Here is a 787-nt window from a genome sequence, read left to right on the forward strand (position 1 = left end):
GCAAGAATAAACGGCATGCCGAACACGTAGGGGGTCACCTTATTTGCAAAAGGGATGCCGAGTAAGATACCGATAAAGGGCAAAGCGGCAAGAACGTGAATCAGTTTCATAGAATCCTCCTTCTATTTAGGATTGGGGTGTACAAGCCCAAGCGTACTGAAAATGATGTCGCAGATATGGCAGCACATGTCACTTTTTAGGGTGAAAGGCTGTGGTTCGAATTATAAATAAATTTATTTTGTTTGTATAGTGTGAATTGTCTGAAATTAATGCTCTGAATCGCCCGAAGAGGGAACGGGCAGTATGATTCAAAAGGCTCGGAGTCTGTCCGGGGCAAATAGATAGTATGTTAATAATTCGCTGACCTGCTCACGGATTCGCGGATTAAAATAGCGATGGTTTTCTTCATAACCGTCGATGACAAATGTATAGAGCGTAAAGGCTTCATCGCGTTCCGTCTCGCGGATTGCAATTTTTCTTTTCCTCAGTTCTTTTCTGACCTCCATCAAATCCTTTTGTGCTATTTTTAATGATTCGCTGATAAGCTGTTTATAAGGATGCTTCAATTTTAATGTGCTTTCTTCAATTCCGGCGAGATCACGGTTAAAAATCGTAATGGCCATGGGCAAAAAGAGAGCCCGTTCAATTAAATCGTATATTTCCTCCTGCAGATTTGGCATGTTGACTCCTTCTTTCTAAGGGAACGTTTGTTCTGTTTGTATTCTATATCGGCTGGTGAAATGTTTCAAGACAGAAAAAATCACCAAAACTTTTTAGTTTTCTGCTG

General features: G+C 40.8%; 2 protein-coding genes. Both read right to left on the bottom strand.

Features of this window, described 5'->3' with window-relative positions; genetic code table 11:
- A partial coding sequence (locus ACWHAR_RS25945; protein WP_452088283.1) for a DUF3311 domain-containing protein occupies nt 1-110 on the bottom strand: 110 nt, incomplete at its 3' end.
- Between the two features lie 198 nt (nt 111-308).
- Nucleotides 309-680: a hypothetical protein gene (locus ACWHAR_RS25950; protein WP_014476361.1), complete on the bottom strand. Its 372-nt coding sequence runs from the start codon at nt 678-680 to the stop codon at nt 309-311.
- Nucleotides 681-787: the final 107 nt, after the last annotated feature.

Source organism: Bacillus sp. LR--39, from assembly GCF_053613335.1.

Excerpts from the sequence above, each read along its gene's own strand:
- ACWHAR_RS25950 (WP_014476361.1), bottom strand. The coding sequence starts at position 680 with ATGCCAAATCTGCAGGAGGAAATATACGATTTAATTGAACGGGCTCTC.